Origin of the sequence: Pseudomonas sp. Z8(2022) (assembly GCF_025837155.1) — a bacterium.
Lineage (GTDB): Bacteria > Pseudomonadota > Gammaproteobacteria > Pseudomonadales > Pseudomonadaceae > Aquipseudomonas.
On record NZ_CP107549.1, the window covers coordinates 3,957,908 to 3,981,581 of the forward strand.

Here is a 23,674-nt window from a genome sequence, read left to right on the forward strand (position 1 = left end):
TCAGCGCCGGTTCGACCGGCGCTCGCGTATCAGTTGCCGGCGATCAGCGCCGCGCTGGCGGGCTTGCCGTCGAAGGTGGTGACGCCTGCGAGCCAGGCCTCGACCACCTTCGGGTTGGCCTTGATCCAGTCACGCGCCACCTGCGCTGGCTGCTTGCGATCCATGATCGGCTGCATCAGCTCCGCTTCCTGCTCACTGGTGAAACGCAGGCTGGTCAGCAGACGGTTGGCGTTGGGGCAGCGCTCGGCGTAGTCCGGCGCGGTTACGGTGGACACCGTGGCGGCGCCATCGTAGGGGCCGAACACATCCTCGGTGCCGGTCAGATAGGTGATCTGCATCGACAGGTGCATCGGATGCGGCTTCCAGCCGAAGAACACCACCGGTTTCTCGTTGCGCACGGCACGCCCAACTGCGGCGAGCATGCCGGCCTCGCTGGATTCGACCAGCTTGAAGCCGCCGAGGCCGAACTGGTTGGTATCGATCATCTTCTGGATCGCCGTATTGGCCCCGGAGCCGGCCTCGATACCGTAGATCTTGCCGTCCAGCTCGTCCTTGAACCTGGCGATATCGGCCAGGGTTTTCAGGCCCTTGTCGGCGGTGTAGCTGGGCACCGCCAGCACTGCCACCGCATCATCCAGCGACGGTTCGGCGGCCACCTTCACCGCGCCGGCATCGAGGAAGGGCTTGATGTTGTCGTCCATGATCGGCTTCCAGTAGCCGAGAAAGGCGTCGATCTGCCCCTTCTGGATACCGGCGAAGATGATCTGTTGCGAGGCCTGGGTCTGCTTGGTTTCGTAGCCGAGCCCCTGCAGCAGCTCGCTGGCAACGGCAGTGGTGGCGACCACGTCGGTCCAGCCGACGGCGCCGATGCGAACGTTCTTGCAACTGGCGTCATCGGCCAGCAGGGAGGTACTGAACAGGCTCAGGGTGCAGCACGCGGCCAGTGCGGTAAGACCTTTCATCTGGGTGCTCCTCATCGTGTCACAGCGGTTCTATTTCGTTCTTCTAGAGGCCAGGGTGGCCCCCACCGTGCTCGGGATTGCTCGCCTCCCGATGAAAACACCTTACGCCCGGCCCTGACGCAAAAATCGCATCTGGCCGACCATTTATTGACCTTCAGCGACCAGTTTTCGGTACAGATGCACTGATGGCGTATTAATCTCTCGGGCTACCAGCCACCCTGCTCCGGCCTCGTGACCTGTATGCCCCAGACCTTCTGCTTCCTGCTGCTGCCCGGCTTTTCCATGATGGGCCTGATGTCGGCCATCGAACCGCTGCGCGTGGCCAACCGCTTTCGCGGCGAGCTGTATCGCTGGCGCCTGCTCAGCCGGGACGGCAACGCCGTACAGGCGAGCAACGGCATGTCGCTGAACGTCGACGGCGCGCTGGAACTGCCGGACGATACCCGGGCGCTGTTCGTTGTCGCCGGTTTCGAGCCACTGGCCCACTACGATCATCACCTGGCGCACTGGCTGCAACGTCGCGAGGCGGAACTGACGGTACTTGGCGGCATCGATACCGGCAGCTTCGTGCTGGCCGAGGCCGGACTGTTCCAGCATCAGCGCCTGACTCTGCACTGGGAGGCCATCGATGCCTTCCGTGAGCGCTACCCGGCGCTACTGGTCACACAGGAGCTGTTCGAGATCGACGGCAAGCGCATCACCAGCGCGGGTGGCACCAGCAGCCTGGATCTGATGCTGGGGCTGATCGGCCGGGAACACGGCGAAGCACTGGCCGTGAAGGTCTCGGAGCAGTTCGTGGTCAGCCGTATCCGCACGCGCCTGGATCACCAGCGCATGCAGGTCGCCAGCCGCTACGACCTGCACAACAAGAAACTGGTACGGGTGATCGGCGAGATGGAACGCCAGTGCGAGCAGCCGCTATCCAGCGAAGTGCTGGCCGCTCAGGTGGGCATCAGCGTGCGTCAGCTGGAGCGTCTGTTCCGTCATCATCTGGACACCACCCCCTCGGCCTTCTACCTGGAGCTGCGCCTGGACAAGGCGCGCCAGTTGCTGCGCCAGAGCGACCTCAGCGTGCTGGAGGTGAGCCTGGCCTGCGGTTTCGATTCGGCGTCGTATTTCTCGCGCTGCTACCGCAGGCGCTTCGCCGCCAGCCCCAGCCAGGACCGCCGCGAGCGACTGGACTGATCGACAGCCGGCACGGCCACGCCGGAGCGGCTTCAACCACGAATCTCCTGTAGCACGCCGCTTCGGGACGAATCGCGGCTGAAAACGCAATGCCGCCCGACCGTACCTGCGGGTGATGGGAAGGCGAGGCTTCGTATCCATTCGCGACCTCGGCTTGACGCTTTCGGCAAACCCCCAGTCGTTTTTGTACCGGGTCGCCCAGCCCCCCGGGGATAAGCTCTCCCCAAAGCGCCGACAGCCGTCTCGGCGCACCAGTACCAGGGGACAAGCCAGATGAGCCCAGCCGAATTGCACGCCGACAGCATCGTCATCGACGGTCTGATCATCGCCAAGTGGAACCGCGAACTCTTCGAAGACATGCGCAAGGGTGGCCTGACCGCCGCCAACTGCACCGTGTCGGTATGGGAAGGGTTCCAGGCCACCGTCAACAGCATCGCCGCCAGCAGCAAGCTGATCCGCGAGAACAGCGACCTGGTGATGCCGGTGCGCACCACCGCCGATATCCGCAAGGCCAAGGAACAGGGCAAGACCGGCATCATCTACGGTTTCCAGAACGCCCATGCGTTCGAGGACCAGATCGGCTATGTCGAGGTGTTCAAGCAGCTCGGCGTGGGCATCGTGCAGATGTGCTACAACACCCAGAACCTGATCGGCACCGGCTGCTACGAGCGTGACGGCGGGCTGTCCGGCTTCGGCCGCGAGATCGTCGCCGAGATGAACCGTGTAGGCATCATGTGCGACCTGTCGCACGTCGGCTCGAAGACCAGCGAGGAAGTCATCCTCGAATCGAAGAAGCCGGTGACCTACTCCCACTGCCTGCCATCGGGCCTGAAAGAGCACCCGCGCAACAAGTCCGACGAGGAACTGAAGTTCATCGCCGACCACGGCGGTTTCGTCGGCGTGACCATGTTCGCGCCGTTCCTGGCCAAGGGCATCGATTCGACCATCGACGACTACGCCGAAGCCATCGAGTACGTGATGAACATCGTCGGTGAAGACGCCATCGGCATCGGTACCGACTTCACCCAGGGTCACGGCCAGGAATTCTTCGAGTACCTGACCCACGACAAGGGCTACGCCCGCCGCCTGACCAACTTCGGCAAGATCATCAACCCGCTGGGCATCCGCACCGTCGGCGAGTTCCCCAACCTCACCGAAACCCTGATCAAACGCGGCCATTCCGAGCGCGTGGTACGCAAGATCATGGGCGAGAACTGGGTGCGCGTCCTCAAGGACGTCTGGGGCGAGTAAGCCTCACCCAATCCAATTCTGGTAGGAGCGGCTTCAGCCGCGATCCGTCCGAAGGGGCGGCGCGCCTTGAAGCTTCGTGGCTGAAGCCGCTCCTACGCTTCCAATTCAGGAGTTCCACACATGGCCACCCACGCCCCCGAGATGCCCATCCAGGTCGACGACGAAACCGGCGTCTGGACCACCGATGCCCTGCCGATGCTGTATGTGCCACGGCATTTCTTCGTCAACAACCATATCGGCATCGAGGAAGTACTCGGCGCCGAGAAATATGCCGAGATTCTCTACAAGGCCGGCTACAAGTCCGCCTGGCACTGGTGCGAGAAGGAGGCCGAGTGCCATGGCCTGTCCGGCGTCGCGGTATTCGAGCACTACATGAAGCGCCTGTCGCAGCGCGGCTGGGGCCTGTTCAAGATCCTGTCGATCGACCTCGACACCGGTACCTGCGAGGTGCGCCTGGATCACTCGGCCTTCGTCTACGTCTACGGCAAGTGCGGACGCCCGGTCGACTACATGTTCACCGGCTGGTTCGCCGGCGCCATGGACCAGATTCTGCAGGCCCAGGGCAGCAGCCTGCGTACCGTCGCCGAGCAGGTCTATGGCGCCTCGCAGGAAGGCCACGACCACGGCCTGTTCCGCGTCAAACCGCTCTAAACAACAAAGATAGGCGGGAGGGTTTCAGGCTACTGAAGCACCTCCCGACCACAAGACCCCAGGCCGCTTTTTCCGTGAGGGTGCCGCAATGGCTTTTGAAGCAATGTTCCAGCCGATTCAGATCGGCAAACTGACCATCCGCAACCGCGTGCTCTCCACCGCGCACGCCGAGGTCTACGCCACCGATGGCGGCATGACCACCGAGCGCTACGTCAAGTATTACGAAGAGAAAGCCAAAGGCGGCATCGGCCTGGCCATCTGCGGCGGCTCGTCCGTGGTCGCCATCGACAGCCCGCAGCAGTGGTGGAGCTCGGTGAACCTGTCCACCGACCGCATCATTCCGCACTTCCAGAATCTGGCCGACGCCATGCACAAGCACGGCGCCAAGATCATGATCCAGATTACCCACATGGGCCGTCGCTCGCGCTGGGACGGCTACCACTGGCCGACCCTGATGTCGCCGTCCGGCATCCGTGAGCCGGTACACCGCGCCACCTGCAAGACCATCGAGGTCGAGGAAATCTGGCGGGTGATCGGCAACTACGCCCAGGCTGCACGCCGGGCCAAGGAAGGCGGCCTGGATGGCGTCGAGCTGTCCGCCGTGCACCAACACCTGATCGACCAGTTCTGGTCGCCGCGCGTGAACAAGCGTACCGACGAATGGGGCGGCACCTTCGAAGGCCGCATGAAGTTCGGCCTGGAAGTGCTCAAGGCCGTGCGCGCCGAAGTCGGCGACGATTTTTGCGTGGGCATGCGCATCACCGGTGACGAGTTCCACCCCGATGGCCTGTCCCATGAGGACATGAAGCAGATCGCCGCCTACTACGACGCCACCGGCATGATCGACTTCATCGGTGTAGTCGGCTCGGGCTGCGACACCCACAACACCCTGGCCAACGTCATCCCCAACATGAGCTTCCCGCCGGAGCCCTTCCTGCACCTGGCGGCCGGCATCAAGGAAGTGGTCAAGGTCCCGGTGCTGCACGCGCAGAACATCAAGGACCCGAACCAGGCCACGCGCATCCTCGAAGGCGGCTACGTGGACATGGTCGGCATGACCCGCGCGCATATCGCCGACCCGCACCTGATCGCCAAGATCAAGATGGGCCAGATCGACCAGATCAAGCAGTGCGTCGGCGCCAACTACTGCATCGACCGCCAGTACCAGGGCCTGGACGTGCTGTGCATCCAGAACGCCGCCACCAGCCGTGAATACATGGGCGTGCCGCATATCATCGAGAAGACCACCGGCGTCAAACGCAAGGTGGTAATCGTTGGCGGTGGCCCGGCCGGCATGGAGGCCGCCCGAGTGGCCGCCGAACGTGGCCATGACGTGACCCTGTTCGAGAAGCAGGACAGCCTGGGCGGACAGATCAGCATCGCCGCCCGCGCCCCGCAGCGCGACCAGATCGCCGGCATCACCCGCTGGTACCAGCTGGAACTGGCACGTCTGGGCATCGACCTGCGCCTGGGTACCGCGGCCGATGAAGCCACCATTCTCGATCTGCGCCCGGACATCGTGGTGCTGGCCAACGGCGGTCATCCGTTCCTCGAACAGAACGAACACTGGGGCGCGGCCGAAGGCCTGGTGGTGAGCAGCTGGGACGTGCTCTCGGGCAAGGTGGCGCCGGGCAGGAACGTGCTGGTGTACGACACCATCTGTGAATTCACCGGCATGTCCGTGGCCGACTACCTGGCCGACAAGGGCGCGCAGGTCGAAATCGTCACCGACGACATCAAGCCGGGCGTGGCCATCGGCGGCACCAGCTTCCCGACCTACTACCGCAGCCTGTACCCCAAGGAAGTCATCATGACCGGCGACCTGATGCTGGAAAAGGTCTACCGCGAAGGCGACAAGCTGGTGGCAGTACTGGAGAACGAATACACCGGCGCCAAGGAAGAGCGCGTGGTCGATCAGGTGGTGGTGGAGAACGGCGTGCGTCCGGATGAGTCGCTGTACTACGCGCTCAAGCAGGGTTCGCGCAACAAGGGCCAGATCGACGTCGAGGCGCTGTTTGCAATCAAGCCGCAGCCTTGCCTGAGCGAGCCGGGCGATGGCTACCTGCTGTTCCGCATCGGCGACTGCGTGGCCCAGCGCAACACTCACGCGGCGATCTACGACGCCCTGCGTCTGTGCAAGGACTTTTAAGCGGCCCCCTCTCCCGCTTGCGGGAGAGGACGGGGGGAGAGGGTGATCTGCCAACACGGTAGCGGGCCACTCCCCTCTCCCTCTCCCCCAGGGGAAAGGGAACTGGTTCGGCGTAACTCTCTCGGTCCCGCCAAGGAGACCAACCGATGTTGAACACCATTCTCCCCATCCTGCTCTTCGCCGCCCTGGCCCTTGCGGTCATTGGCGCGGCCAGGCGCTTTTTCATGTGGCGTCGCGGCCGACCGTCGAAAGTCGACTGGATCGGCGGCCTGCTGCAGATGCCGCGCCGCTATCTGGTCGATCTGCACCACGTGGTCGAGCGCGACAGGTACATGTCCAAGACCCACGTTGCCACCGCCGGAGGCTTCGTCCTGGCGGCCGTGCTGGCCATCGTCGTGCACGGTTTCGGCCTGCATAGCCGCATCCTCGGCTACGCCCTGCTGGCGGCCACGACGCTGATGTTCGTCGGCGCCCTGTTCGTCGCCAAGCGCCGCCTGAACCCGCCGTCGCGCCTGTCGAAAGGCCCGTGGATGCGTCTGCCGAAAAGTCTGCTGATGTTCGCCGGCAGCTTCTTCATCGCCACGCTGCCGGTCGCCGGGATTCTGCCCGCCGAGTTCGGCGGCTGGGTGCTGGCGGCGATTCTTGCCGTCGGAGTGGCCTGGGGCGTGTCCGAGCTGTTCTTCGGCATGACCTGGGGCGGGCCGATGAAGCACGCCTTCGCCGGTGCCCTGCACCTGGCCTGGCACCGCCGCGCCGAGCGCTTCGGCGGCGGTCGCTCGACCGGCCTGCAAGCCCTTGATCTGGACGACCCGAAAGCGCCGCTAGGCGTGGAAAAGCCCACCGATTTCACCTGGAACCAGCTGCTCGGCTTCGACGCCTGCGTGCAGTGCGGCAAGTGCGAAGCCATGTGCCCGGCCTTCGCCGCCGGCCAGCCGCTGAACCCGAAGAAGCTGATCCAGGACATGGTCATCGGCCTGGCCGGTGGCAATGACGCCAGGTTCGCCGGCTCGCCCTACCCCGGCAAGCCGCTCGGCGAACACAGCGGCGGCCCGCATCAACCGATCGTATCCCTGACGGGCAAGGCGCTGGTGGATGCCGAAACGCTGTGGTCGTGCACCACCTGCCGCGCCTGTGTCGAGGAGTGCCCGATGATGATCGAGCACGTCGATGCCATCGTCGATATGCGCCGCCACCTCACCCTGGAAAAGGGCGCGACGCCGAACAAGGGCGCCGAGGTGCTGGACAACCTGATCGCCACCGACAACCCGGGCGGCTTCAACCCCGGCGGCCGGCTCAACTGGGCGGCCGACCTGAACCTGCCGCTGCTCGCCGACAAGCAAGAAACCGACGTGCTGTTCTGGGTCGGCGACGGCGCCTTCGACATGCGCAACCAGCGCACCCTGCGCGCCTTCGTGAAGATCCTCAAGGCCGCCGACGTCGACTTCGCCGTACTCGGCCTGGAAGAACGCGACAGCGGCGACGTGGCGCGCCGTCTGGGTGACGAAGCCACCTTCCAGAACCTGGCCAAGCGCAACATCGCCACCCTGGCCAGGTACCGTTTCAAACGAATCGTCAGCTGCGACCCGCACAGCTTCCACGTGCTGAAGAACGAATACGGCGCCCTCGGCGGACACTACGAAGTGCTGCACCACAGCACGTTCATCGAGGAACTGGTGCGCCAGGAGGCGCTGAATCTCGGCCAGAGCAAGGCTGCCAGCGTCACCTACCACGACCCCTGCTACCTCGGCCGCTACAACGGCGAGTACGAAGCGCCGCGCGCGGTACTCAAGGCCATCGGCATCGAGGTGAAGGAGATGCAGCGTTCCGGCTTCCGTTCACGCTGCTGCGGCGGCGGTGGCGGCGCGCCGATCACCGACATTCCGGGCAAGCAACGTATCCCCGACATGCGCATGGTCGACATCAAGGAAACCGGTGCCGAACTGGTGGCCGTCGGTTGCCCACAGTGCACCGCGATGCTCGAAGGCGTGGTCGCACCGCGCCCGGAAATCAAGGACATCGCCGAGCTGGTGGCCGAGGTATTGATCGAAGCCACCGAGGTGGCGGCCAAGCGCCCGAATGCCAAGCGCGAACTGGCGGAGGTGCAGTGATGAACAACCAATCCCAGCGCATCCAGGAGGCCCAGGCATGAGCGACATCATCCGCCGCGACCCTCGCGCCGAGTGGATCGCCCGCAACCGCCTGCATCCGCTTCATGCGGCCATGCAGAACCAGACCAGCTGGATGGGGCCCAACGGCATCATCCGCAAGAACCCACATGCCATCGCCGCCGGTTTCCTTGGCCCGGCCGGGATCAAGCGCATCGACCGCAGCGGTGCCCAGCAGGGCACCGCCGGCAAACGCAGCAGCGCCAGCGTCGAGGTGCAGTTGCCGCTGCACGTCATCGAGCAACCGGCCTTCCACATCTGCGTGGTGCCGGACATGGTCGGTGGACGGCTCTCCAGTCATGACAAGGACCTGCTCGGCCTGGCCCGCAAGCTGGCCGGCGACGGCGGTGCGGTGGTGGCCGTGGTGTTCGGCGAGGACAAGGAAAGCGCCTTCGATACGGCCGGCGTCGACCGCCTGCTGCGCATCGCCGGCGAAGCCTTCGAGGGGTACGCCCCGGAAGCCCGCGTACTGGCCCTGAGCGCCGTGGAGAGCCAACTGGCGCCGCGCCACTGGCTGCTGCCCGACAGCCGCACCGGTGGCGGCGAACTGGGCCGGCGCCTGGCCGCCAAGCTTGGCGAACGCCCTGCAACGCGCGTCTGGCAGGTCGCCGGCGAGCAGGCCATCGGCCGCGCCGGCAGTGGCCAGCAGGACATTCAGCGCGCGTTGCCGCGGCTGATCCTGGCCGCCGCCGAGTGCGCCGAACCGGTCAGCGAAACCCGTCATGAAGTTCGCCCCCTGACGCTCGACACACGGATTGCTCACAGCCTGCCACGCATCGAAGACCTCGGCCCGGTGGCCGTGGACCCGGCACAGATTCCCATGGCCGAGGCCGAGTTCATCCTCTCCGGCGGCAACGGCGTGAAGGACTGGGAGCTGTTCCACCAGGCCGCCGCCGCCCTTGGCGCAACCGAAGGTGCCTCGCGCGTGGCGGTGGACGACGGTTTCATGCCGCGCAACCGCCAGGTCGGCGCCACCGGTACCTGGGTCACCGCCCGCGTCTATCTGGCGGTGGGTATTTCCGGCGCCATCCAGCACCTGCAGGGCATCGGCGCCTGCGACAAGGTAGTGGCGGTGAACATGGATCCGGGCTGCGACATGATCAAACGTGCCGACCTTTCGGTGATCGGCGATTCGGCGGCGATCCTGCGCGCACTGATCGAACGTGTCGCCGCCTGGCGCCAGGAGGGCAAGCGTGAAGCAGCCTGATCCTCACGAATACGCCCTCGTGGGAGGGGCTTCAGCCGCGACAGACTGCGCGTATGGCCATATCGCGGCTAAAGCGGAGTGCCGCCCAGCCGCTCCCACTGTTCGAGGTTGCCCAAATGACTGATCTGAATATCGTCGCCCTGGTCTCGGTCGGTGCCCACCCGACTTCCGCCCGCCCGCGCCGCGCCGAACAGGACGCCCGTGCGGTGGAACTTGGCCTGCGTCTGGCCGGACCGAACCTGCAATTGCTGCATGCCGGCGACCCGCAGGCCGAAGCCCTGCGTGGTTATCTGGGCATGGGGCTGGAACAGCTCGATGTGCTGGAACAGCCGGAAGGTGCCGACGCCCTGCCGCTGCTGGTCGATTACCTGCAAGGCAGCCGCACGCAACTGGTGCTCACCGGCAGCCAGGCGGAAACCGGCGAAGGTTCCGGCATGCTGCCGTTTCTGCTTGCCGAACGCCTGGGCTGGCCGATGGTGGTCGGCCTGGCCGAGGTGGAAAAGGTCGAGAACGGTGTGGCTCAGGTACTGCAGGCGCTGCCACGCGGTCAGCGCCGTCGCCTCAAGGTGCGCCTGCCCTGCGTCGCCAGTGTCGACAATGCCGCTCCGGTCGCGCGCCAGAGCGCCTTCGGTCCGGCTCGCCGTGGCCGGATCGAAGCCCATGAAGTCACTGTGATAGACGATCCGTTGCTGGCCGAAGCCAGCCTGCAGCCGGCAAAGCCGCGGCCGAAACGCCTGAAGGTGATCAAGGCCAAGACCGGCGCGGAACGGATGAAGGCAGCGACGGCCAAAACCAGTGGCGGCGGTGGCCAGGTCCTCAAGGATGTCTCGCCACAGGACGGCGCCGAGGCTATCTTCAAGCTGCTGATCGAAGAAGGTGTCCTGCGCTAGCAGGCGGTGAGAGCTGCCTGTGTCGCCCTTGCCGCTTCGCCTATGTTAAACGCCTGCTCTGCCACAAGGAGTCACGACCATGATGCACGCCGACCTGATCGACCAGGAAGATTTCCGCGAACGCCTGATTGCACTGGGCCTGAATATTCCTGCGGGCGCCACGCCGGAGCAATCCTGCGAGTTGGCCGTCAGCGGCCTCAGCCCGGACCGTGCCGTGGCCCTGCGCCAACTGGTGGAAGAATTGCTCGGCGGCAGCGCAACCGTGCTGCCCAATGTGCGTGAAGCCATCAGCCGGCATCTGTTGCCGGCCCTGGTACCGAAGCCGGTCTGATCAGGCCCACCCAGGGAGTGCGTCGGAGCCCAACGGCATCCGACTTGTCTGCAAGATCGGAAAAAATGGGGCGCCAGTGGCGCCCCGTTTTTTATCTGGCCCGACTCAGATCCGTACGCTGGCGAAGGTCGATTCGCCCTGAGCACGATTGAGGGCCAGTACCGCACTGGAATTGACCTGCTGCTCGGGAATCGGCAGCAGCACCACCAGGTTGTGCCCCTGCTGGCCGGCACGCTCATCACGCGGCGGAATTCCGAAATACTCGCGGTAGCACTTGGAGAAGTGCGGGGTGGAAACGAAGCCACACACCGAAGCCACTTCTATGATCGACATGCTGGTCTGCTTGAGCAGCTGGCGTGCACGAATCAGGCGCAGCTTGAGGTAGTAACGCGACGGCGAGCAGTGCAGATACTTCTGGAACAGACGCTCGAGCTGACGACGGGAGATGTCGACGAAGCAGGCCAGTTCGTCGAGGTCGATCGGCTCCTCCAGGTTGGCCTCCATCAACGCAACGATTTCCTGCAGCTTCGGCTGATTGCTGCCGAGCATGTGCTTGAGCGGTACGCGCTGGTGATCCTGCTCGTTGCGAATGCGTTCGTAGATGAACATCTCGGAAATGCCGGCAGCCAGTTCGCGGCCGTGCTGCTGACCGATCAGGTGCAACATCATGTCCATCGGTGCGGTACCGCCGGACGAGGTGTGGCGATTGCGGTCGATGGAGAACAGTCGGGTGGTGATGGCCGCACGCGGGAAAGCTTCCTGCATCGAGGCCAGACACTCCCAGTGCACGCTGCAATCGTAGCCATCGAGCAGACCGGCCTTGGCCAGCGCCCAACTGCCGGTGCACACGGCGCCCAGCTGGCGGCCCTGGCGCGCCTGCAGCTGCAGCCAGCTGACATGCTCACGCTTGACGCTGTGCTGGATGTCCACACCGCCACAGACGATCACCGAATCCAGAGCCGGAGCGTTCTGCAAGGAGGCATCCGGGGTGATCTGCAGACCATCGCTGGCGCTGACGGGCAGACCGTCGAGGGTGAGCGTGTGCCAGCGGTACAGCTCCTTGCCGGAGAGCTGGTTGGCCATGCGCAGGGGCTCCACCGCCGAGGCGAGTGAGATCAGAGTGAAATTGTCCAGAAGCAGAAAGCCGATGGACTGGGCTGCACGGTTCTGGGGCTGCGCCCCCTGGCAGGACTGCGACATCGATGAAACCCTCACGCTAAGCACGGTAGCGGTCCGGTGGTGACGGACCCTGGTTTTGTTATGGCGCTGATTCGAGACCAGCTGGTCATCTGAATCAGGCAAAGCCCATGCCGAAATTGAACAGGTCTTCAATAAAAAATATCGCCCACGCCACCCGGGCTTTTCCAACCTCGGCACAGCACCTGCGAGCACCCCAGGAAGCCCGGTATCAAGGGGCTCTGTGCATTTCGGTAGCACTGCGGAGCATAGCCCCTACCCAGCGTGGCGGAGGCAGTAACGGATGGGCGGTAACAGGCGACCGAAAGGCCAGATCGGAGCGCACCAAAAACTGGCAAAGAGACCCTGACTCGCCCCAGCGCAGCTCAACGAATGAGGCGGCTGACCCATTGCCTGCCCGGCTCAGCTGCAGGTGCAAATGCCCCTTGGAGACGCTCACCAATGGTTTGGCACAGGCCAGGTCATCCGCTATCTCGAGCAGCAAGAGGCAAGCAACGAAAAACGTCCCCCCTGGATACGTGGAGGTCGTTTTTCGCTATGCAGAAAGAGCGTCATTCGCTCTTTATTCAGCAACCCGTTCCCTCTCTCGAACAGACAGGTGTGATCCATGAACCGACTCGCTCATTGGCTGCTCGCATTTGGCCTGTTTTACGGCTCCAGCCTGCAGGCCGCCGAGGCCGAACGCTGTGGCCTGATCACCCTGGCCGATGTCGGCTGGACCGATATCACCATGACCACAGCCGTCGCCCGTCTGGTGCTGGCCGACCTGGGCTATCGCACCCAGGTGAAGCGGTTGTCGCTTCCTGAAACCTATCAGGGACTCGCCAATGGCAGCATCGACGTCTTCCTCGGCAGCTGGATGCCGGCGCAGACCCAGTTGATCGAATCACACCTGAAAAGCGGCCGCATCGACAAACTGCAGACCAACCTGCCCACGGTGCGCTACACCCTGGCCGTGCTGGAGCCGGCATACAAGGCCGGCCTGCAGAACTTTGCCGATATCCATCGTTTCAGGGATGAGCTGCGGGGTCAGATCTTCGGCATCGAGCCAGGCAACGAAGGCAACGACATGATCAAGACCATGATCCGCGAGAATGTTTTCGGTCTGGGCGGTTTCACCCTGGTGGAAAGCAGCGAGAAGGGCATGCTCAACCATGTCGAGCGGGCTCAGCAGATGGGGCGGCCCGCAGTGTTCCTCGGCTGGGAACCGCACCCGATGAATGACCGGCTACGCATGTTCTACCTGTCCGGCGGCGACCAGTATTTCGGCCCCGACTATGGTGCCGCCCGGGTCGACACCATCTCCCGTGGCGGCTTCGCCAGCGAGTGTCCGAACGTGGCCCGGCTGTTCACCAACATGATCTTCACCACCTCCGCGGAAAACCAGTTGATGAGTGGCGTCCTCGAAGGCAATACAAACCGCCGGCGCGTGGCCAAGAACTGGCTGGACAAAAACCCGGACATGCTCGGCGCCTGGCTTCAGGGGGTAAGCCCGCGCCCCTGAGCAAATATCACGAAAATCAGACAAAAAACCGACAAATATCGAGAACATGCCGACATGTTCGCTTAAAAGCGAACCTTCATGACATCGCCTTTGTCAGCAGCCGACGATCGCAACCCATCACCAGCGCCAGCCGACCAAAAAGCTGCCCCCTTCGACGCGACATGATCTTTTTAGCCTCTGCGCTGTCAATTTTTTTCAACACAAGCGTAACGCCCGTGACACGCTGCCTACAGCCTGATCTCGGAGCGGAGAACCGCGCCGCGCGCGGCCTCCAGGGTTGACCTGGGGGTAAAAAGGTCTGTTAAGGTCTTTAACGCGTGTACCGACCACTCATTCGAAATCTCGCCCAGGGAGGGATCAGAAAGTCATGGATTCACCCACATCGACAACGCGATCAGCGGGTGAAAAAACCGGTAAACACGCAGCGGACAGCACTATGTCGTCGCCCAACATGTCAGAGTCGCAAACCGATAATTGCGCAGACTCCAAGACTATATCGTTGAATCAGCCGATGACGTCGCTGCCGACTCCTTCAGAGGAGCGGCAGACCGGGGCCCCACACCCCCGGACCGAAGAACAGATAAGCGCTGGCCCACCCCCACGGGCGCCAGCCCAACAAGAAATTTCGGATGTACGCATGCTCCAGGAAGGAGCATGAAGCCCCGAGGGACTGGATTCGAAACACTGCCAGAGGGTTTGGAACGCGGTTTGCAGCACGGCAAGGCAATGATCATTCACAGACACCAGTCGACGGTGCGACGGGCTGCGACAGCAACCGCCCGCCGATCGTCCGAACCTGTCCGAATATCAACCCCCTGCCAGAGCAGCGAAACGCTCACCAACCTCGACTTTCAGAAAACACCCACAGATATCAGAGGTCTGTCACAGCTATTCTACGCTTCGCTGATGCGTGCCCAGCCGTGCCGGTACCAACTGGATGCCGATTGAAGGGGAAACGTCCCATGCAGTCTGGAAAGATCGTGGTCGAGCACCTGTACAAGGTGTTCGGCTCAAACCCACAAGAAGCCATTGGCCTGCTCAAGGAAGGCTGGAGCAAGGAAAAGATCCTTGCCGAAAAGGGCGCGGTAATCGGAGTCAGCGACGTGTCGTTCAGCGTCGAAGAGGGCGAGATTTTCGTTCTCATGGGCCTTTCCGGCTCCGGTAAGTCCACCCTGATCCGCCTGATCAACCGCCTGGTCGAACCCAGCGCCGGTGACGTGTACATCGATGGGCAGAACGTGGCCAAGTTGCCGCAGTCGCAGTTGATAGACCTGCGCCGCCGCGACATGAGCATGGTCTTCCAGTCCTTCGCCCTGATGCCTTCGCGCAGCGTGCTGGACAATGCCGCCTTCGGCCTTGAAGTGGCCGGCATCGGCCGCAAGGAGCGCGAGAAGCGTGCCATGGAAGTGCTCGAACAGGTTGGCCTGGCGCCCTTCGCGCACAAGTACCCGAACGAACTTTCCGGCGGCATGCAGCAGCGTGTCGGGCTGGCCCGTGCCCTGGCGGTGAACCCGTCGATGATCATCATGGACGAGGCCTTTTCCGCCCTCGACCCGCTCAAGCGCCGCGAAATGCAGGACGTGCTGCTGGAGCTGCAGAAGACTCATCGCCGCACCATCATCTTCGTTTCCCACGACATCGAAGAAGCCATGCGCATCGGCACCCGCATCGGCATCATGGAAGGCGGCAAGCTGATTCAGGTCGGCACTCCGCAGGAGCTGATCGAGAACCCGGCCAACGAATACGTACGCAACTTCTTCGACACCGTCGACACCAGCCGCTACCTCACCGCCGGCCAGCTCAAGGCCGACAGCGTGCCGACCTACGTGCATAACGGCAAGGCACCGGATGCGGCGAAGATCTGCAAGGAACTGCAAGCGCTGGACAAGCACTACGCGTTCATCGTCGACGAGCAGAACAACTTCCAGGGCTCCATCAGCCTGGAGAAGATCGCCCTGATGGTCGATGGCGACGAGCCCCGCCCTCTCGAGCCCAATGCGCTCAAGCAGGTGGAGCCGGTACCCGAAGACATGCCGCTGGAAGACGTCATCACCCGCCTGGTGGACAACGAAGGTCCTATTCCGGTGGTGGATGCCGAAGGCCATTACTGCGGCGCCATCAGCAAGGGCCGTCTGCTGACCCGCCTGCAGGGGGAATCCCATGAGTGACAAGAAACTCGACCTGGGTAGCTGGGTCAACGACGTGGTCCAGCACCTGCTGGACAACTACAGCGGCGCGTTCGACAGCATCGGCAAACTGGTCAGCGGTTTCTCCGAGGGCATCGAAGCGCTGCTGATGCTGCCGCCGGCCTGGCTGCTGATCGCCATCTTCGTCGGCTTAGGCCTGTGGCGCATCGGCGCGCGCTTCGCCATCTTCACCGCCGTGGCCTTCATCCTTATCGTGATGACCGGGTTCTGGGAACAGACCGTGGTCACCCTCGGCCTGACCTTCTCCTCGACGCTGATCAGCCTGCTGCTGGGTATCCCGCTGGGTATCTGGGCGGCACGCAGTGAGCGCGTGGCCACCATCATCCGACCGATTCTCGACTTCATGCAGACCATGCCGGCGTTCGTCTACCTGATCCCGGCGGCGATGCTGTTCGGCCTCGGTCGCGTGCCCGGCATCATCGCCACGGTGATCTTCGCCATGCCGCCTGCCGTGCGCCTGACCAGCCTGGGTATCCGCCAGGTGAACAAGGAAATCGTCGAAGCCGGCCAGTCGTTCGGCTGCACCAACAGCCAGTTGCTGTTCAAGGTACAGCTGCCCAACGCCATGCCGTCGATCATGGCCGGGGTCAACCAGACCATCATGATGGCTCTGTCGATGGTGATCATCGCCTCGATGGTCGGTGCCGGCGGCCTGGGTAATGATGTGCTGGCGAGCATCCAGCGCCTGGATATCGGTCTAGGCTTCGAGAGCGGCATGGCCGTGGTGCTGCTGGCGATCATTCTCGACCGCATCACCGAGAGCTTCGGCACCCCGCAGACTGCCAAACGCGGCCTGTTTGCCTGGTTCAGCGGCAAACTGCAGCGCCAGTAATTACTTTTTCACTCAACAGGGAACCGCAGATGAAATCGTTCAAGACCACCGCCGCCATCGGCCTGCTGTCCTGCGCTCTGGCGCAGGGCGCGCTGGCTGCCGAGCCGGCGAGCTGCAAGCAGGTGCGTTTCGCTGAAATCGGCTGGGCCGACATCGCCGCCACCACCGGCGTAGCCATGACCCTGACCGAAGGTCTGGGTTACCAGCCGCGCAAGATCATGGCCTCCGTACCGATCGCCTTCACCGGGGTGAAGAATGGCCAGATCGATGCATTCCTCGGCTACTGGGCGCCGTCGATGGACTCGGTGATCGAGCCCTTCCTCAAGGACAACGGCGTGAAGGTGCTCGAGAAAGCCAATCTCGAAGGTGCCAAGTACACCCTGGCAGTGCCGACCTACGCAGCCGAAGCCGGCCTGAAAAGCTTCCAGGACATCGCCAAGTTCAAGGACCAGCTCGGCGGCAAGATCTACGGCATCGAGCCGGGTAACGACGGCAACCTGCTGATCGAAGGCATGATCAAGAACAACCAGTTCGACCTCGGCGACTTCCGCATGGTGGAGTCCAGCGAAGCCGGCATGCTGGTACAGGTGTCGCGCGCGATCAAGAAGAAGGAACCAGTGGTCTTCCTCGGCTGGGCGCCGCACCCGATGAACACCCAGCACGACATCACCTACCTGTCCGGTGGTGACGACGTGTTCGGCCCTGACTACGGCGCAGCCAAGGTCTACACCGTGGTACCGCCGGACTACGAGGCGCGCTGCGAGAACGTCGGCAAGCTGCTGAACAACCTGCAGTTCACCGTCGATATCGAAAGCCAGCTGATGGAAAAGGTACTGGAGAAGGCCAACCCGCAGGACGTCGCCAAGGAGTGGATCAAGGCCAACCCGGAAATCCTCGACCAGTGGCTGAGCGGCGTGACCACCTTCGACGGTCAGGACGGCGTTGCCGCCGTGAAGAAACACGTCGGGCTGTAACAGGCCGCTACCCGATTCGCGCTCGAACCTCAGGGTTTCGGCGCGAAAACCTCCTCCTCGATCACTAGCGGCTGTTCCATGGCCGTGACGGGGAGGCTTTGCCCGCGAACCGGAAACCTGCAGCGCAACACGGTTTCGCAAGGCCCGCAATGAGAACGAGCCAGTCAATGATTCTGCAACTGCCACTCAACTGACGGAGCAATCCCACATGCGCGTATTCAAGCATCTCTGCCTCGGCGCCGCCGCCCTGGCCATCGGCATGGGCAGCGCCCTGGCCGCCGACAAACCCACCCTGAAGATCGGTTATGTGAACGGCTGGGACGACAGCGTCGCCGTCACCCATGTCGCCGGTGAAATTCTCGAAAGCAAACTCGGCTACAAGGTCGAGCTCAAGCCGGTGGAGCCGGCCATCATGTGGCAGGGCGTGGCCCGTGGTGACCTCGATGCCACCCTTTCCGCCTGGCTGCCGGCCACCCACGGCGAGTACTACGACAAGCTCAAGGACAAGGTGGAAGTGCTCGGCACCAACTATGCCGGCGCCAAGATCGGTCTGATCGTGCCGGATTACGTCGAAGCCAGAACCATCGAAGACCTGGAGAAGTACGCCAAGGACTTCGACGGCAAGATCACCGGCATCGACGCCGGTGCCGGTGTGATGCGCCGCACCGAAGACGCCATCAAGGAATACGACCTGAGCAGCATCAAGCTGATGCCGAGCTCCGGCCCGGCCATGGCCACTGCCCTGACCCGCGCCGAGAAGGCGCAGAAGCCGATCGTGGTCACCGGCTGGATTCCGCACTGGATGTTCGCCAAGTGGAAACTGCGCTTCCTCGAAGATCCAAAGAAGGTCTTCGGCGATGACGAACGCGTCGACACCGTGGCCAACCCGCAGCTGAAGAGCAAGGCTGCCGACGCTGCCGCCTTCCTCAGCAAACTGTCCTGGAGCGGTGAAGAAGTCGGTTCGGTAATGCTGGCCATCCGCGAAGGCGCCAAGCCGGACGAAGCTGCCAAGGACTGGATCGCCAAGAACCCGGATCGCGTTGCCGAGTGGCTGAAGTAAGCATCTTCCTGCCACATCACAGAGCGGGCTTCGGCCCGCTTTGTCGTTTCTGCCGCACTGAAGATGCCACCCTGATCAAGTTTCCGGACATTCGTGCTACGGCCTACGGGGTAGGCCCTCTAGACTCGCGCCTTCCGTAACAACTCAGCCACCGGAAGATGAAAAATACCGCCAACGTCTTCGCCTCCATCGGCTGCCTTACGCTGCTGACATTCCTCGTCGTCTACACCAGCTCGACCAACACCTTCCTGATCTGGGACGCGAAAGCCTTTGGCTATCTGGCGACCTGCGCCGGCCTGATGATCGCCGCCGTGGTCGGAACGGTTCTGCTGGCTGTAGACAAACCCTCCGCCTCGGGACCTGCCGTGACTGCCCTGCTGCTCACGGCCCTGATCACCCAGTTCCTATTCGGGTTCGATCTGCATAGCCTTCTGGCGGTCGGGCTGTTGTATGTCGCAGCGCTGGTCGAGCTCTGCGACCTGCTCGCGGACACGGCCGAGGAGCCACAGCAATGATGGCTGCAGCATGAGCAAACACCAGCATCCCGGGAGACGGTCGGCGCGTAACCGGCTCGAACGCTGGATACAGGCCGTGGCCAACCTGCCGGAAGGCCATAAGTTTCTGCTTCTGCCCTTTCTTCCCGCCTGGCTTGCCCCGGCTTCGTGGAGCCTTTGGGGAACTGGCGCCGGTGCTTTGGGCATATGCACCTGCGTGGCAGTCGCCCTGTTTTCCATTCGCCGTAACGAACGCACGCTGGACGCCCTGCTGTACAACAGCGATGCGCGCAGCATCACCAGGCTCTTCTTCAACCACCTGGCACAGGGCCTGGGACTGAGCATCGCGCTGTTTCTGCCCCATCTGCTGTTCACAGGTCGCTGACGGCAAAGAGTCCGCGCGGATTGATCGCCTGATCAAAAACTGCCTAGACTTCGACTCCCCCGCCCCTCACGGAGAGCCCCATGCCCAAGGTCGGCATGCAGCCCATTCGCCGCTCGCAACTGATCGCCGCCACCCTGGAAGCCGTCGATCAGGTCGGCATGGCCGACGCCAGCATCGCCTATATCGCCCGCCTGGCGGGGGTGTCCAACGGCATCATCAGCCACTACTTCAAGGACAAGAACGGCCTGCTCGAAGCCACCATGCGCCATCTGATGCAGGCCTTGCACGATGCCGTGTCCGAGCGACGCCAGGCCCTGGACGAAGACAGCTCGCGGGCGCACCTGCGGGCGATGATCGACGGCAACTTCGATGACAGCCAGGTCAGCGGCCCGGCGATGAAGACCTGGCTGGCGTTCTGGGCGGCGAGCATGCATCAACCGTCACTGCGCCGCCTGCAGCGGATCAACGACCGCCGCCTGTATTCCAATCTCTGTGGCCAGTTCCTGCGCGTATTGCCCACTGCAGAGGCACGCGACGCCGCGCGCGGCATGGCGGCCCTGATCGACGGCCTGTGGCTGCGTGGCGCCCTGTCCGGCGAGGCCTTCGACACCGACCAGGCCCGCCAGATCGCCTACGACTACCTCGACCTGCAACTGGGCAAGACTGCCGCCCGCGGCTGATCGCACCAGACGCCTCCATCGTTCCAGCCAGCCGGCATCCCTGAATCATGTCGCATTTGGTAGCACTCCGTCGTTTTTGTTGATTGATCGTTCAATTTAAATAAAATAGGCTGTTCTCTCAGCAGATTGACGAGTTCAGAGGACAGCCCATGCCCCGTTTCGCCGAACAGCAGCTCTACATCGGTGGCCAGTACGTCGCCGCCAGCAGCGGAGAAACCTTCGAGAGCATCAACCCCGCCACCGGCGAGGTGCTGGCCAGGGTGCAACGCGCCAGCCGGAGCGATGTCGACCGCGCCGTGGCCAGCGCTGCCGAAGGGCAGAAGGTATGGGCGGCGATGACCGCCATGCAGCGTTCGCGCATCCTGCGCAAGGCAGTGGATATCCTGCGTGAGCGCAATGACGAACTGGCCGAGCTGGAAACCCTCGACACCGGCAAGCCGCTTTCCGAGACCCGCTACGTCGACATCGTCACCGGCGCCGACGTGCTGGAGTACTACGCCGGCCTGATTCCGGCCATCGAGGGCGAGCAGATCCCGCTGCGCGAATCCTCCTTCGTCTACACCCGTCGCGAGCCGCTGGGCGTGGTCGCCGGCATCGGCGCCTGGAACTACCCGATCCAGATTGCTCTGTGGAAATCCGCCCCGGCTCTGGCCGCCGGCAACGCGATGATCTTCAAGCCCAGCGAAGTCACCTCGCTTAGCGCGCTGAAACTGGCCGAAATCTACTCCGAGGCAGGCCTGCCTGCCGGCGTGTTCAACGTGCTCACCGGCAGCGGCCGCGAGGTCGGCCAGTGGCTGACCGAGCACCCGGGCATCGAGAAGATCTCCTTCACCGGGGGCACCGTCACCGGCAAGAAGGTGATGGCCAGCGCCTCCAGCTCCAGCCTCAAGGAAGTGACCATGGAACTGGGCGGCAAGTCGCCGCTGATCATCTTCGAGGATGCCGACCTCGACCGCGCCGCCGACATCGCGGTGATGGCCAACTTCTACAGCTCCGGCCAGGTGTGCACCAACGGCACCCGCGTGTTCGTGCCGCGCATGCTGCAGGCGCGCTTCGAGGCCAAGGTGCTGGAGCGGGTCAAGCGCATCCGCCTCGGCGATCCTCTGCACGATGCCACCAACTTCGGTCCGCTGGTCAGCTACGCCCATATGGAAAGCGTGCTCGCCTACATCGACAAGGGCCGCAGCGAAGGTGCGCGCCTGCTGGTCGGCGGCAACCGCGTCACCGACGGTGACTACGCCAGGGGCGCCTACGTGGCACCGACCGTGTTCACCGACTGCCGGGACGACATGACCATCGTCCGCGAGGAAATCTTCGGCCCGGTGATGAGCATCCTCATCTACGACGACGAAGACGAAGTGATCCGCCGCGCCAACGACACCGATTACGGTCTCGCTGCCGGCGTGGTGACCCGCGATCTGAACCGCGCGCACCGGGTGATCCACAAGCTGGAGGCCGGTATCTGCTGGATCAACACCTGGGGCGAGTCGCCGGCCGAGATGCCGGTGGGTGGCTACAAGCAGTCCGGCGTGGGCCGCGAAAACGGCCTGGTCACCCTCGGCCATTACACCCGGATCAAGTCGGTGCAGGTGGAGCTGGGCGGTTACAGCTCGGTGTTCTGACCGCCATCGTCACGCCATGTAGGAGCGGATTCGTCCGCGATGCATTTCGCGGATAAATCCGCTCCTACACAACGCCGCCCCGTAGCCCGGATGCCATCCGGGGACATTCATCCAGTTTTCCCGGATCGCAGCCGGGCAGCAGGAGGAGCCATGACTCAGGAATTCGACTACATCATCATCGGCGCCGGCTCGGCCGGTAATGTCCTGGCCACCCGTCTGACCGAGGACGCCGACGTCAGCGTGCTGCTGCTGGAAGCCGGCGGCCCCGACTATCGCCTGGACTTCCGCACCCAGATGCCCGCCGCCCTGGCCTTCCCGCTGCAGGGCCGGCGCTACAACTGGGCCTACGAGACCGACCCCGAACCGCACATGAACAACCGCCGCATGGAGTGCGGCCGCGGCAAGGGCCTGGGCGGCTCATCGCTGATCAACGGCATGTGCTATATCCGCGGCAACGCCCTGGACTTCGACCACTGGGCCAGGCGGCCCGGCCTGGAAGACTGGACCTACCACGATTGCCTGCCGTATTTCCGCAAGGCGGAAACCCGTGACATCGGCGCCAACGACTACCACGGCGGCGACGGCCCGGTCTGCGTGACCACGCCCAAGGTCGGCAACAATCCGCTGTTCCATGCCATGGTCGAAGCCGGGGTTCAGGCCGGCTACCCACGCACCGATGATCTCAACGGCTATCAGCAGGAAGGCTTCGGTCCGATGGACCGCACCGTCACCCCACAGGGGCGCCGTTCCAGCACCGCGCGCGGTTATCTGGACCAGGCCCGCGCGCGGCCGAACCTGACCATCGTCACTCACGCCACCACCGACCGCATCCTGTTCGACGGCAAGCGTGCCAGCGGCGTCAGCTACCTGATCGGCAACGCCAATACGGAGAACATCGCCCGCGCCCGCCGCGAAGTACTGCTATGCGCCGGCGCCATCGCCTCGCCGCAGATTCTGCAACGCTCCGGGGTCGGCCCGGCCACTCTGCTGCACGAGCTGGACGTGCCGCTGGTACATGACCTGCCCGGCGTCGGCCAGAACCTGCAGGACCATCTGGAGATGTACCTGCAGTACGCCTGCACCCAGCCGGTGTCGCTGTACCCGGCGCTGAAGCTGCTCAACCAGCCGGGCATCGGCGCACAGTGGCTGTTCACCGGCAATGGCATCGGCGCCAGCAACCAGTTCGAGGCCGGCGGTTTCATCCGTACCCGCCCCGAGTTCGCCTGGCCCAATATCCAGTTCCACTTCCTGCCGGTGGCGATCAACTACAACGGCAGCAACGCGGTGAACGAACATGGTTTCCAGGCCCATGTCGGCTCCATGCGCTCGCCCAGCCGCGGCCGCGTACAGCTGAAATCCAAGGACCCGCGCCAGCACCCGAGCATCCTGTTCAACTACATGAGCCATGAACAGGACTGGCAGGAGTTCCGCGACGCCATCCGCATCACCCGCGAGATCATGGCGCAGCCGGCACTCGACCCTTACCGCGGCCGCGAAATCAGCCCTGGGGTCCACTGCCAGAGCGATGCGGAACTGGACGCCTTCATTCGCGAACATGCGGAAACCGCCTTCCACCCGTCCTGCTCGTGCAAGATGGGCGAAGACGACATGGCGGTGGTCGACGGCCAGGGCCGCGTGCATGGCCTTGAGGGCCTGCGCGTGGTGGATGCCTCGATCATGCCGGAGATCATCACCGGCAACCTCAACGCCACCACCATCATGATCGCCGAGAAGATCGCCGACAGAATTCGCGGTCGCCAGCCGCTGCCGCGCAGCACTGCGCCGTACTTCGTTGCCGGCGAGCGCCCGGTACGGGGCGAACCTCAGCGCCAGGTATCGGCCGCCTGAGTGCAGCGGATTCGCTCCTGCCATTGCGCAGGAGCGAATTAATTCGCGTTGGAACCGTCGAAGACAGGCATACCCGGCGA

Annotated in this window: 20 protein-coding genes; 18 read left to right on the forward strand and 2 right to left on the reverse strand. The window is 63.7% G+C overall.

What is annotated here, in order from left to right; all coding sequences use genetic code 11:
* Positions 1–29: 29 nt before the first annotated feature.
* A complete protein-coding gene (choX, locus tag OEG79_RS18790) occupies positions 30–962 on the reverse strand; it encodes a choline ABC transporter substrate-binding protein (protein WP_264146456.1) in 933 nt (310 codons plus the stop codon).
* 240 nt (positions 963–1,202) lie between these two features.
* Here choX and OEG79_RS18795 point away from each other — a divergent pair, with 240 nt between their 5' ends.
* From OEG79_RS18795 to OEG79_RS18830, 8 genes are all read left to right on the forward strand, one after another.
* Positions 1,203–2,147 (forward strand): GlxA family transcriptional regulator, encoded by a 945-nt coding sequence (locus OEG79_RS18795; RefSeq protein WP_264146457.1) that lies wholly within the window; start codon positions 1,203–1,205, stop codon positions 2,145–2,147.
* A gap of 273 nt (positions 2,148–2,420) precedes the next feature.
* Positions 2,421–3,398 carry a dipeptidase gene (locus OEG79_RS18800; protein WP_264146458.1) on the forward strand — a complete coding sequence of 326 codons (978 nt, stop codon included), beginning with the start codon at positions 2,421–2,423 and terminating at the stop codon, positions 3,396–3,398.
* A 120-nt stretch (positions 3,399–3,518) separates the two neighbouring features.
* Positions 3,519–4,049, forward strand: coding sequence for a 4-vinyl reductase (locus OEG79_RS18805; protein ID WP_264146459.1), 531 nt, complete (start codon positions 3,519–3,521; stop codon positions 4,047–4,049).
* An 88-nt stretch (positions 4,050–4,137) separates the two neighbouring features.
* Positions 4,138–6,198: a dimethylglycine demethylation protein DgcA gene (gene dgcA / locus OEG79_RS18810; protein ID WP_264146460.1), complete on the forward strand. Its 2,061-nt coding sequence runs from the start codon at positions 4,138–4,140 to the stop codon at positions 6,196–6,198.
* Positions 6,199–6,344: 146 nt separating this feature from the next.
* Positions 6,345–8,306, forward strand: coding sequence for a dimethylglycine demethylation protein DgcB (dgcB, locus tag OEG79_RS18815; protein WP_264146461.1), 1,962 nt, complete (start codon positions 6,345–6,347; stop codon positions 8,304–8,306).
* 37 nt (positions 8,307–8,343) lie between these two features.
* Positions 8,344–9,570, forward strand: a complete 1,227-nt coding sequence (locus tag OEG79_RS18820) for an electron transfer flavoprotein subunit alpha/FixB family protein (protein WP_264146462.1) — start codon at positions 8,344–8,346, stop codon at positions 9,568–9,570.
* A gap of 116 nt (positions 9,571–9,686) precedes the next feature.
* The gene (locus tag OEG79_RS18825; protein ID WP_264146463.1) at positions 9,687–10,460 is read left to right on the forward strand and encodes an electron transfer flavoprotein subunit beta; all 774 of its coding nucleotides are present in this window, start codon (positions 9,687–9,689) and stop codon (positions 10,458–10,460) included.
* A gap of 79 nt (positions 10,461–10,539) precedes the next feature.
* A complete protein-coding gene (locus tag OEG79_RS18830) occupies positions 10,540–10,791 on the forward strand; it encodes a hypothetical protein (protein ID WP_264146464.1) in 252 nt (83 codons plus the stop codon).
* 105 nt (positions 10,792–10,896) lie between these two features.
* On the opposite strand, the gene OEG79_RS18835 is transcribed toward OEG79_RS18830, so the two are convergent.
* The gene (locus tag OEG79_RS18835) at positions 10,897–11,991 is read right to left on the reverse strand and encodes a GlxA family transcriptional regulator (RefSeq protein WP_264146465.1); all 1,095 of its coding nucleotides are present in this window, start codon (positions 11,989–11,991) and stop codon (positions 10,897–10,899) included.
* Positions 11,992–12,595: 604 nt separating this feature from the next.
* Here OEG79_RS18835 and OEG79_RS18840 point away from each other — a divergent pair.
* The 10 genes from OEG79_RS18840 to betA all read left to right on the forward strand — a co-directional run bounded on the left by OEG79_RS18840 (position 12,596) and on the right by betA (position 23,594).
* The gene (locus OEG79_RS18840; RefSeq protein ID WP_264146466.1) at positions 12,596–13,492 is read left to right on the forward strand and encodes an ABC transporter substrate-binding protein; all 897 of its coding nucleotides are present in this window, start codon (positions 12,596–12,598) and stop codon (positions 13,490–13,492) included.
* 962 nt (positions 13,493–14,454) lie between these two features.
* Complete coding sequence (locus tag OEG79_RS18845; protein ID WP_264146467.1) at positions 14,455–15,660, forward strand: quaternary amine ABC transporter ATP-binding protein; 1,206 nt, start codon at positions 14,455–14,457, stop codon at positions 15,658–15,660.
* On the forward strand, positions 15,653–16,531 hold the full coding sequence (locus OEG79_RS18850; RefSeq protein WP_264146468.1) for an ABC transporter permease: 879 nt from the start codon (positions 15,653–15,655) through the stop codon (positions 16,529–16,531). The genes OEG79_RS18845 and OEG79_RS18850 overlap by 8 nt, the downstream gene beginning before the upstream one ends.
* Positions 16,532–16,560: 29 nt before the next feature.
* Positions 16,561–17,505, forward strand: a complete 945-nt coding sequence (locus tag OEG79_RS18855; protein WP_264146469.1) for a choline ABC transporter substrate-binding protein — start codon at positions 16,561–16,563, stop codon at positions 17,503–17,505.
* Positions 17,506–17,713: 208 nt separating this feature from the next.
* Positions 17,714–18,565, forward strand: a complete 852-nt coding sequence (locus OEG79_RS18860) for a glycine betaine ABC transporter substrate-binding protein (RefSeq protein ID WP_264146470.1) — start codon at positions 17,714–17,716, stop codon at positions 18,563–18,565.
* Between the two features lie 158 nt (positions 18,566–18,723).
* Entirely contained in the window at positions 18,724–19,080 is a 357-nt protein-coding gene (locus tag OEG79_RS18865) for a hypothetical protein (RefSeq protein ID WP_264146471.1), read from the forward strand.
* A gap of 10 nt (positions 19,081–19,090) precedes the next feature.
* Complete coding sequence (locus tag OEG79_RS18870; RefSeq protein WP_264146472.1) at positions 19,091–19,444, forward strand: hypothetical protein; 354 nt, start codon at positions 19,091–19,093, stop codon at positions 19,442–19,444.
* 80 nt (positions 19,445–19,524) lie between these two features.
* On the forward strand, positions 19,525–20,124 hold the full coding sequence (gene betI, locus OEG79_RS18875; RefSeq protein ID WP_264146473.1) for a transcriptional regulator BetI: 600 nt from the start codon (positions 19,525–19,527) through the stop codon (positions 20,122–20,124).
* Positions 20,125–20,273: 149 nt separating this feature from the next.
* Entirely contained in the window at positions 20,274–21,746 is a 1,473-nt protein-coding gene (gene betB, locus OEG79_RS18880) for a betaine-aldehyde dehydrogenase (RefSeq protein ID WP_264146474.1), read from the forward strand.
* A gap of 150 nt (positions 21,747–21,896) precedes the next feature.
* On the forward strand, positions 21,897–23,594 hold the full coding sequence (betA, locus tag OEG79_RS18885; protein WP_264146475.1) for a choline dehydrogenase: 1,698 nt from the start codon (positions 21,897–21,899) through the stop codon (positions 23,592–23,594).
* Positions 23,595–23,674: the final 80 nt, after the last annotated feature.

Excerpts from the sequence above, each read along its gene's own strand:
- choX (WP_264146456.1), bottom strand. The coding sequence starts at position 962 with ATGAAAGGTCTTACCGCACTGGCCGCGTGCTGCACCCTGAGCCTGTTC.
- OEG79_RS18795 (WP_264146457.1), top strand. The coding sequence starts at position 1,203 with ATGCCCCAGACCTTCTGCTTCCTGCTGCTGCCCGGCTTTTCCATGATG.
- OEG79_RS18800 (WP_264146458.1), top strand. The coding sequence starts at position 2,421 with ATGAGCCCAGCCGAATTGCACGCCGACAGCATCGTCATCGACGGTCTG.
- OEG79_RS18805 (WP_264146459.1), top strand. The coding sequence starts at position 3,519 with ATGGCCACCCACGCCCCCGAGATGCCCATCCAGGTCGACGACGAAACC.
- dgcA (WP_264146460.1), top strand. The coding sequence starts at position 4,138 with ATGGCTTTTGAAGCAATGTTCCAGCCGATTCAGATCGGCAAACTGACC.
- dgcB (WP_264146461.1), top strand. The coding sequence starts at position 6,345 with ATGTTGAACACCATTCTCCCCATCCTGCTCTTCGCCGCCCTGGCCCTT.
- OEG79_RS18820 (WP_264146462.1), top strand. The coding sequence starts at position 8,344 with ATGAGCGACATCATCCGCCGCGACCCTCGCGCCGAGTGGATCGCCCGC.
- OEG79_RS18825 (WP_264146463.1), top strand. The coding sequence starts at position 9,687 with ATGACTGATCTGAATATCGTCGCCCTGGTCTCGGTCGGTGCCCACCCG.
- OEG79_RS18830 (WP_264146464.1), top strand. The coding sequence starts at position 10,540 with ATGATGCACGCCGACCTGATCGACCAGGAAGATTTCCGCGAACGCCTG.
- OEG79_RS18835 (WP_264146465.1), bottom strand. The coding sequence starts at position 11,991 with ATGTCGCAGTCCTGCCAGGGGGCGCAGCCCCAGAACCGTGCAGCCCAG.
- OEG79_RS18840 (WP_264146466.1), top strand. The coding sequence starts at position 12,596 with ATGAACCGACTCGCTCATTGGCTGCTCGCATTTGGCCTGTTTTACGGC.
- OEG79_RS18845 (WP_264146467.1), top strand. The coding sequence starts at position 14,455 with ATGCAGTCTGGAAAGATCGTGGTCGAGCACCTGTACAAGGTGTTCGGC.
- OEG79_RS18850 (WP_264146468.1), top strand. The coding sequence starts at position 15,653 with ATGAGTGACAAGAAACTCGACCTGGGTAGCTGGGTCAACGACGTGGTC.
- OEG79_RS18855 (WP_264146469.1), top strand. The coding sequence starts at position 16,561 with ATGAAATCGTTCAAGACCACCGCCGCCATCGGCCTGCTGTCCTGCGCT.
- OEG79_RS18860 (WP_264146470.1), top strand. The coding sequence starts at position 17,714 with ATGCGCGTATTCAAGCATCTCTGCCTCGGCGCCGCCGCCCTGGCCATC.
- OEG79_RS18865 (WP_264146471.1), top strand. The coding sequence starts at position 18,724 with ATGAAAAATACCGCCAACGTCTTCGCCTCCATCGGCTGCCTTACGCTG.
- OEG79_RS18870 (WP_264146472.1), top strand. The coding sequence starts at position 19,091 with ATGAGCAAACACCAGCATCCCGGGAGACGGTCGGCGCGTAACCGGCTC.
- betI (WP_264146473.1), top strand. The coding sequence starts at position 19,525 with ATGCCCAAGGTCGGCATGCAGCCCATTCGCCGCTCGCAACTGATCGCC.
- betB (WP_264146474.1), top strand. The coding sequence starts at position 20,274 with ATGCCCCGTTTCGCCGAACAGCAGCTCTACATCGGTGGCCAGTACGTC.
- betA (WP_264146475.1), top strand. The coding sequence starts at position 21,897 with ATGACTCAGGAATTCGACTACATCATCATCGGCGCCGGCTCGGCCGGT.